General features: G+C 55.1%; 8 protein-coding genes and 1 pseudogene. 7 read left to right on the top strand and 2 right to left on the bottom strand.

What is annotated here, in order from left to right; genetic code table 11:
- On the bottom strand, positions 1 to 88 hold an 88-nt coding region (locus IOB61_RS13565; protein WP_367272859.1), incomplete at its 3' end, for an RNase H family protein.
- Positions 89 to 214: 126 nt separating this feature from the next.
- Here IOB61_RS13565 and IOB61_RS13570 point away from each other — a divergent pair.
- The 5 genes and pseudogenes from IOB61_RS13570 to IOB61_RS13590 all read left to right on the top strand — a co-directional run bounded on the left by IOB61_RS13570 (position 215) and on the right by IOB61_RS13590 (position 7,501).
- Complete coding sequence (locus tag IOB61_RS13570) at positions 215 to 1,207, top strand: metalloregulator ArsR/SmtB family transcription factor (RefSeq protein ID WP_290817747.1); 993 nt, start codon at positions 215 to 217, stop codon at positions 1,205 to 1,207.
- A complete protein-coding gene (gene metF, locus IOB61_RS13575) occupies positions 1,204 to 2,076 on the top strand; it encodes a methylenetetrahydrofolate reductase [NAD(P)H] (RefSeq protein WP_290817750.1) in 873 nt (290 codons plus the stop codon). The genes IOB61_RS13570 and metF overlap by 4 nt, the downstream gene beginning before the upstream one ends.
- An 89-nt stretch (positions 2,077 to 2,165) precedes the next feature.
- Positions 2,166 to 3,143, top strand: a pseudogene (locus IOB61_RS13580) (homocysteine S-methyltransferase family protein).
- An 11-nt stretch (positions 3,144 to 3,154) separates the two neighbouring features.
- Positions 3,155 to 5,830: a methionine synthase gene (metH, locus tag IOB61_RS13585; protein ID WP_290817753.1), complete on the top strand. Its 2,676-nt coding sequence runs from the start codon at positions 3,155 to 3,157 to the stop codon at positions 5,828 to 5,830.
- Positions 5,831 to 6,598: 768 nt separating this feature from the next.
- On the top strand, positions 6,599 to 7,501 hold the full coding sequence (locus IOB61_RS13590) for a hypothetical protein (protein WP_290817756.1): 903 nt from the start codon (positions 6,599 to 6,601) through the stop codon (positions 7,499 to 7,501).
- Positions 7,502 to 7,562: 61 nt separating this feature from the next.
- On the opposite strand, the gene IOB61_RS13595 is transcribed toward IOB61_RS13590, so the two are convergent.
- On the bottom strand, positions 7,563 to 7,904 hold the full coding sequence (locus tag IOB61_RS13595) for a hypothetical protein (RefSeq protein WP_290817759.1): 342 nt from the start codon (positions 7,902 to 7,904) through the stop codon (positions 7,563 to 7,565).
- A gap of 276 nt (positions 7,905 to 8,180) precedes the next feature.
- Between IOB61_RS13595 and IOB61_RS13600 the strand changes: the two genes are divergently transcribed.
- Both IOB61_RS13600 and IOB61_RS13605 read left to right on the top strand, forming a co-directional pair.
- Positions 8,181 to 8,501 carry an Hpt domain-containing protein gene (locus IOB61_RS13600; RefSeq protein WP_290817761.1) on the top strand — a complete coding sequence of 107 codons (321 nt, stop codon included), beginning with the start codon at positions 8,181 to 8,183 and terminating at the stop codon, positions 8,499 to 8,501.
- Between the two features lie 151 nt (positions 8,502 to 8,652).
- Positions 8,653 to 8,856: hypothetical protein (locus IOB61_RS13605; RefSeq protein ID WP_290817764.1), on the top strand; the 204-nt coding region annotated here is incomplete at its 3' end.

The following is an 8,856-nucleotide window of genomic DNA, read 5'->3' on the forward strand; positions in this document are numbered from 1 at the left end:
ATTGTAGAATTGCACCCCAACCGCCCGGGCCGGGATTTCCCGAACAGGCACCATCCGTATGAATTGTCACGGTTGAGGGCTTAGGCATAGCTTCTGTCATGAGAACTCTGTATGGAGGTTTTAAGCGACTTCAAACCCCTTTGTCTGTTGTGTCGCATAAAGTCCTTGCTATATCATATAAAGATATGTTTATATCTTCATGTTAGGATTGAGCATGGATAAAATTGTCGACATCGTTAGGGCTATCGGGGAACCAACGCGGTTGCGGATTTTGGTTCTCCTCGCGCGTGGCGAACTCGCCGCCGGTGAAATGTCCACTGTGCTCAATCAAAGCCAGCCGAGGGTTTCGCGTCATCTAAAACTTTTGGCTGAGGCAGGCTTGCTGGAACGTCGTCCGGAAGGGGCATGGGTGTTCTTTCGATTAAAGACGGATGGTTCTGTAGGGCGTATTATCCGTGCCATTTTGGATGAGGTGGATAAGGATGATTCTATTCTCCTAAGGGACCTCGAACGCTTGGCACAGGTCCAAGTTCAACGTGAAGAATTGGCGCGAGCCTATTTTGAAACCGCGGCAGACGAATGGCATGCCTTGCGTCGTCTGCACCAACCAGAGGCCCTCGTCGAAGCGCGCTTGGTAGAGGCTGTTGCAGGTGAAAATTTCGGTCTCCATATAGATCTCGGTTCTGGCACGGGTCGCATGATCGAATTGTTCGCCCCGCAAGCGCGTCGTGCCGAAGGGGTTGATTCGAGCCGGAAGATGTTGGCTTTGGCCCGTGCCCGATTAGACGATACTGGCAGCGGTCAAGCCTCGGTCCGGCAGGCAGATATTTTGGGCCTGCCTTACGAGGACAATTGTGCCGACCTCGTGACCATTCATCAGGTTTTGCATTATCTGCCAGAACCCCAAGCGGCAATCAAAGAAGCTGCCCGGATACTAAAGCCTGGGGGGACCTTGCTGATTGCAGACTTTGCACCCCATGCGTTTGAAGAATTGCGGCAAGTCCACGCCCACCGGCGTTTGGGTTTCCCAGATCATGAAGTTACAAATTGGTGCGAGCAGTTTGGTTTGGTGGTGGATGCGGTTGAGCATATCGCACCAGAAGCCGGCCAATCTGGGCTTGCGGTTACCTTGTGGAAGGCTCAGCTGCCACCAAACAGGCCAGCCGCCGTCACAACAAAACAATTAGAATCTAGGATCACCTCATGAGCCAACCCACCATTTCTTTTGAGTTCTTTCCGCCCAAGTCGGAGGCGATGGAAGCGAAATTGTGGGATGCTGTTTCCCGCTTGGCACCACTTGCGCCTGATTTTGTGTCTGTGACTTATGGCGCGGGTGGCTCCACCCGTGAACGCACGCATCGTACCGTTAAGCGCATTTTGGATGAAACCTCGCTCCAACCTGCCGCCCATTTGACGTGCGTCGCCGCATCCAAAGCGGAAGTTGATGAGGTTTTGCGAGAATATTGGGCAGCTGGCGTGCGCCACATCGTTGCCTTACGCGGCGACCCCCCGACTGGGGTTGGCACCAAGTTTGAACCCCATCCCGACGGCTATGTGAATGCGACGGAAGTTACAGCTGCGGCGCGTCGCATTGCAGACTTTGATGTCTCAGTGAGCTTCTATCCAGAGAAGCATCCAGAAAGCCCCAGCCTGCAGCATGATATCGATGTGCTGAAGGCCAAGATTGATGCAGGTGCCACCCGCGCCATTAGTCAATTCTTTTGCGAGGCCGATGTCTATCTACGCTTCCGCGATGCGGCGGCCAAAGCTGGCATTACAATTCCATTGCTGCCCGGCATCATGCCTGTTGGCAATGTCGCGGGCTACACACGTATGGCGACCTCGACCGGCACCAGCATTCCGGCTTGGTTTGCACAAGCGTTTGAGGGCCTCGATCAGAGCCCAGAGGTGCGCGATATGGTAGCCGCCTCGGTTGCCGCAGACCTGTGCCTTAAGCTGCAAGCCGAAGGCGTTGATCGCTTTCATTTCTACACCCTCAATCGGGCAGAGCTCTCGCTTGCTACCTGCCGTCGGTTGGGCCTCAAAACGCCTGCCACCGAAAAGGATGCGGCATGACCCATTTTCCAAGCCGCCAAGACCGTTTGGCCAAGATCGAAGCCATTGCCTTAGATCGCATCTTGATCCTCGACGGCGCGATGGGGACGATGATCCAGACCTTCAAGCTGGAGGAAGAAGATTATCGCGGCACCCGTTTTGCTGACCATGCTCATCCCCTAAAAGGCAATAATGATTTGTTGGTGCTGACAAAGCCCGACATTATTTATGGCATTCATGAGGCCTTTTTGAAGGCTGGTGCGGACCTGATTTCGACCAATAGCTTCAATGCGACCACGATCAGCCAAGCCGATTATGCGCTCGAGCCACTGGCTTATGAGCTTAATCTCGAAGCTGCCAAATTGGCCCGCCAAGCCTGTTTGGCCTATGAAACAGCCGACGCGCCCAAGGCAGTTGTTGGCTCTATTGGGCCCACAAACAAGACTCTGTCTTTGTCACCTGATGTCAATGATCCCAGCTACCGGGCTGCTTCATTTGATGAAATGGTGGTTGCTTATCGCGAGCAGACGCTCGGCCTGCTTGATGGTGGGGTCGACTTCTTGATGGTGGAGACCATCTTTGACACCTTGGTGGCAAAGGCTGCGCTATATGCCATTTCCGAAGTGCTCGAGGAACGGGGCGAGGATGTGCCTATCATGATCTCTGGCACGATTACAGATCGGTCGGGTCGCACCTTGTCTGGTCAAACGGTTGAAGCTTTTTGGAATGCCGTTCGACATGTCAACCCGTGGTAGATTGGCTTGAATTGCGCCTTGGGTCCCAATGAAATGCGGCCCTTCTTGGCAGAATTGTCGCGGGTAGCAAGCTGCCGGGTCTCGGTCTATCCCAATGCGGGCCTGCCCAATGCCTTTGGCGGCTATGACGAGACGCCAGATGATATGTGTCACACCATGACGCCTTGGGCGCAAGAAGGGTTGGTCAATGTGATGGGGGGGTGCTGTGGCACGACACCAGATCATATCCATCACATCGCCCATGCGGCCAGCCATGGTAAGCCGCGTGTTGCCCCCGTGATCCAAACCGCCTTGAGGCTTTCTGGCCTTGAACCCTTTACCGCAGCAGCGTGATCGAGAAGCCTTTGACCAATCCTTTTTCTAACTTCGTGATCGTCGGCGAGCGAACCAATGTGACCGGCTCTGCCAAGTTTCGTAAGCTCATTGAGAATGACGATTACACGGCCGCCTTGGCGGTCGCGCTGCAACAGGTCGAAAGTGGTGCCAATGTGCTCGACATCAATATGGATGCGGCGCTGATTGATGGCGTGAAGGCGATGACGACCTTCTTGAATCTGATCTCGGTCGAGCCCGATATCGCCAAAGTGCCTTTGATGATCGACAGCTCTAAGTGGGAAATCATCGAGGCCGGCCTGAAATGCACCCAAGGCAAGCCCATCGTAAACTCTATTTCGATGAAAGAGGGCGAAGCCCAATTCTTGGCGCAAGCCAAGAAAGTACGCCGTTATGGGGCTGCTGCTGTCGTGATGGCCTTTGATGAATTGGGCCAAGCCGATACGGTTGATCGCAAGGTTGAGATTTGTACCCGCGCCTATCACCTCTTGCGCGATAAGCTCGACTTCCCACCCGAAGACATCATTTTTGACCCGAACATTTTTGCGGTCGCAACCGGGATTGAAGAGCACAATGACTATGGCGTGGCCTTTATCGAGGCAACGCGTATCATTCGCGAAACTTTGCCGCATGCCCATGTGTCGGGCGGGGTGTCCAACGTCTCCTTCTCCTTCCGCGGCAACGAGCCTGTTCGCGAAGCGATGCACGCGGTCTTTCTCTATCATGCGATCAAAGCCGGCATGGATATGGGCATCGTCAATGCTGGCCAATTGGCGGTTTATGATTCCATTGACCCTGAACTGCGCGAACGCTGTGAAGATGTGATCTTGAACCGTCGCGCTGATTCGACCGAGCGCTTGCTGGAAACGGCTGAGGATTATCGCGGCAAGGGTGGCCAAAAGGCAGCCGTCAAGGACATGACGTGGCGCGAAGCCCCCGTGCGGGAACGTCTGGCTCACTCTTTGGTGCATGGCATTACCGAATTTATTGTTGAAGATACCGAAGCCGCCCGCCTTGAAGCCGAACGGCCCTTGCATGTGATTGAAGGCCCGTTGATGGACGGGATGAATGTGGTGGGGGACCTGTTTGGCTCGGGCAAAATGTTCCTGCCACAAGTGGTGAAGTCTGCCCGCGTCATGAAACAAGCTGTCGCCCATCTTCTGCCCTATATGGAGGAAGAAAAGCTGCGGCTTGGCACCCAAGATCAGGCCGCGGGCAAGGTTCTGATGGCGACCGTGAAGGGCGATGTGCACGATATTGGCAAGAATATTGTCGGCGTCGTGTTGCAATGTAACGGCTTTGATGTGGTTGATTTGGGCGTCATGGTCAGCTGCGAGAAGATCCTTGAAGCCGCGCGAGAGCATAAGGTCGACATTATCGGCCTGTCCGGTCTGATCACGCCTTCCTTGGACGAGATGAGCTGGGTGGCGAGCGAGATGGAGCGTCAAGGCTTTGGCGATATGCCGTTGTTGATCGGTGGGGCTACCACGTCGCGTACCCATACGGCGGTGAAGATCGCGCCCAATTACAAAGGTCCAGTTCTTTATGTGACAGATGCCAGTCGTGCCGTACCTGTTGTGCAAAAGCTCTTGGGCGAGGATCGTCAAGACCTCATCCAAGAAACGCTTGAGGATCAGGAGCGCGCCCGCCTCGCCCATTTTGCCGGGCAAGACAAGCGCCCGCGCGCGACTTTGGCTGCTGCCCGCGCCAATGCGGCCAAGCTGGACTTTACCGACTATAGCCCGCCTAAGCCCAGCTTTATCGGCACCCGCGTGTTTGACGATTATCCGCTGGCGGATTTGGTTCCCGTCATTGACTGGACGCCGTTTTTTGCCACGTGGGAATTGCACGGCAAATTCCCGGCCATTCTGGAAGACGAGATTGTGGGGGAGGCGGCCAAGCCGCTTTATGCCGATGCGCGTGCCATGTTGGACAAGATGGTTGCCGAAAAGTGGGTGACGGCCAAAGGCGTTATCGGCTTCTGGCCCGCCAATCGGGTTGGCGATGATATTGCCGTCTGGCAAGATGAAAGCCGCACCAAGCGGGAAGCGACTTTCCACACCTTGCGCCAACAAATGATCAAAAGCGAAGGCAGCGCCAATTTGGCTCTGGCCGATTTTGTGGCCCCAGAAGGGGTCGAGGATTGGATTGGTGGCTTTGCGGTGACAGCCGGTCATGGCGAGCGCGAACGCACCCAAGCCTTCAAAGATGCCAATGATGATTATTCGGCCATTTTGTTCCAAGCTTTGTGCGATCGTTTGGCCGAAGCTTTTGCTGAGCGGATGCATGAATTGGTGCGCAAACAGCATTGGGGCTATGTACCCAATGAGCAATTGGCGGTGGATGATTTGATTGGCGAAAAATACCGCGGCATTCGCCCAGCTCCGGGCTATCCAGCCCAACCTGACCATACTGAAAAACATCAATTGTTCCGTATTTTAGATGCAGAAGCTAAGGTTGGGATGAAGCTTACGGAAAGCCTTGCCATGTTGCCGGGTTCCTCGGTTTCGGGCCTTTATTTCAGCCATCCGCAGGCCGAATATTTTGGTGTCGGCCGGATCGACCGCGATCAAGTCAGCGAATATGCCATTCGCAAAGGGATGGAGATGCGCGAAGCCGAACGCTGGCTCGCCCCCATTCTGGCCTATGATCCAACCCAGCCTGCCAAAGTAGCACAAGAGGCATAGGCCATCTCCGTCCTCCTTGTTATCCTCGCCGGAACGCAGTGGAGAGCGGGGACCTTGGGGGTGTTTGCGGCGGGGGATGGCGACCCGGTAGCGCTTTTTTCCCTTCTGGAAGGCTCATGCGCAGGCCCTGCCTGCACCAAAGGCCAACTTCGATTGTTCGTGGGCGATTGGTCGCGTCAAGTCCGCTTTGCGCCGCTTCGCAGCAGATTTCCGAAGGAAATCTGGACTTGACGCGACAAATCGCCCGAGCACGATGAAGCAAGCGTTTTGGTGACCAGAATGGGCACCAAAACGCTTCTAGATAAAACCATCTAAAACAATGTCATCCCCGCCAAAACGAAGTGGAGAGCGGGGACCTTGGGGGAGCTCCCCTCTCCCTCTGGGGTCGACCTATAGGTCGACGGGCGGGGGTTAGGGCTTATAGCACATAGGTGGTTGTTGTTCAGTCCATGTCTGGCTTTAGTACCACGCAATTCAGATTGGTGCGTGTAAGCCCTCACCCCCTTCCCCCTCTCCTAAGGGGAGAGGGGTCTTCACCCAACACCTTTAGCCCCGCGAGGAAAAGACCTCCGGGGGTTTGCCTTGTGCTTGCCTAAAGCAAGCAAAGGGATGTTGCGCAGGCCACCCAAACATGGGCGATCCATGACGGCAGTGTTAAACTTATGTTAGAATGGCCTCAAACTTGCCGATCTGCGTTGACGAAGCAGACGGGATGGGGTGGAGACGGGTGTTGCGGTACTTCCTCCACCGCGCATGAGGTGACTAGCGTTGCGACTTCGACTGACCATGATCGGCGCGGCCGCCTTGCTCGGCAGCTTTGGAGCAGCCGGCGCGATGAACGGCCTATGGGCATCGGCCGATGCCCGGGCTCATAGTTTGGACGGCCTAAAGCTGGCGATCGGCTTGCCCTATGGCAGCGCCAAAGCGACCCCTAAAGTTCAATTGAGTGCCGCCACCGCCTTTGCAGCGCAGTGCCAAAACGGCAAATTGGCACAGGTACACGTGTCCGAAGCCAAGCAAAGCCTGGTCGCGCACGTGTTCCAAAAGCCTTCGGTGCGGGCAACACCGCGCTTGGTCATGGCCGATGCGACCGTCCAGCCACAAGCGCCCGAACGTGGTGAGCGGCCGTTACCACCTCAACCGCCCTCTGCTGCAGAGCCTCCTATTGCCCCAGCCCCCCCGGCACCGCCCGCCTTGGCAAACCTGCACCCTGCTCTGGCAGCACCTGAATCGATGAAGAGCTTGATGGCCCAAGCTCAAGCAGAGGCCAGCAAATCAGCCAAACTGGCTTTGCAGGGTGCGGCCGCAGCGAGCGCGTTAGAACAAGCGCGCAATGCTGCACGTGTGAAAATTCGGTTTGAAACGCCAACCACTTTAACGCCGGCACAATATAAGAATTTAGAGCACGAACTCGACCAAGCGGTTCAGCGTCTTGAGATTACCCAATTGCTTGCGGCGCGCCTCGATGAAGGTGATTTCTCGTTCGTCGTCTCGTCAGATGACGGCAAAAAGACTTGCACATTGGGGCAGGCCGATGGGGTGTGTGGGTTGTTGAGCCCAGCCGATATGGCGCGCATTCGTTCAGAAGTGGCCACGCAGGTAAAGCTTGCCCAAGTCGCCGTGCGCGAAAGCCAAGTAAAGCTTGCACGCGCACGTCTGACGGACGGTTAATCAGATCTAGACCAAAAAAGCGGCGGAGCCTCGGGCCCTTAGCCCGAGTTATTGGGCCAAGTTATTGAGCTAGTGCGGTTGTTTGCATGGGTCTGTTGGCTTCAGGCAATTGCACACGGATGGTTGCAACAGCTGGCCGCTCTGCCAATGCAACGGCAGTCAAGCTTGGACGATCCGCCTCAGCCAAAGCATAAGCAATCAAGGTATTGACGCACTGGGTCTCGTTCACAACCCGGTCGCGACGGGCAGCTTCCGCACACATCTTGGTCGCAGCTTGCTCAATCTGTTTAAAAACCACTTCAGGGGCGGCATTGGCCGGCACCTTTTGATCGGCGATTTCTGCTTGCGCAGAACCCGATGCCAAAACAGCAAAAGCGATCAGTCCAACAAAACGGTGTGCCATAGCCATCTCCTCAATGACCCACAAAATTGCGCGACCCAGATGTCCCGTCCAAGGAATGTGACATTAAAATGACTATGTGACAACACTTATATGACAAATCTATGACTTTTGAACGACAGATTTGTAAATTTGGGAAATTAGGGTTTATTAATCAATGAGATAAAAAGTGCGCTATCTGTAACAAAAGCGTCACAAAACCTTCTGAAAAGGTCCGCATTGGCTTATCAAAGCCGAAAGCATTTGTCGGTATCCATGGGAAACAGACGGAGAAAAGTCATGCGCGCGTTTGGAAGCCCACCAGATCTTACTGCCCTGAGGGGGAGCTATTTGGTTAGTTTGAAAACAGACCTAGGGGCACTCGAAGGCCTACAGAGTGAAGTGGACTTTGGTTTTGCAGAACAGAGAACCTATGAAGACCTGCGCAGACTTGCCCATGTTCAAGCGGGCAATGCCGCTACATTTGGCTTTGAGGCTTTAGGCCTTGCCGCCCGGGCTGTCGATATTTTGTTGAGCGAGCGGCAAGGCCCCTCTGATGAGCTTGCGCCCTTGATTGGCACTTGGCAGCGCGAACTCCAAAGGGCCTGCCAAGGCGGATAAATTGGTTGGGCGACAGGGCCCAAGGGCTCATCAGGAAGATGCAGCGCGCGTCTAGACAGCGCCACATTTGCGACCATAAGCAATCAGCTTGCGTTCAGACAGAATTACCTAGCATAGGCCTTGTCTGAAAGCCGAAACGAAAGAGCCTCTGATGTCAAAACTCCCGCTGGTGCGCACGATTGCAGCCCTTTGCGTGCTTGCAACGCCTGGTGTCGCGCAAAACGGTCCATCGCCAAGCCTGCTCACCAATCTGGGCCCGGGGCAGAGCCGTTCGGTCGATATTTCCTTGCGGGCGAGAATTGGTCCGCTCGAATTGGCGCGCGGTTCATTCAAAGTCAATTTGACCCAAGACAGC

Origin of the sequence: Aquidulcibacter sp. (assembly GCF_020253525.1) — a bacterium.
GTDB lineage: Bacteria > Pseudomonadota > Alphaproteobacteria > Caulobacterales > Aquidulcibacteraceae > Aquidulcibacter.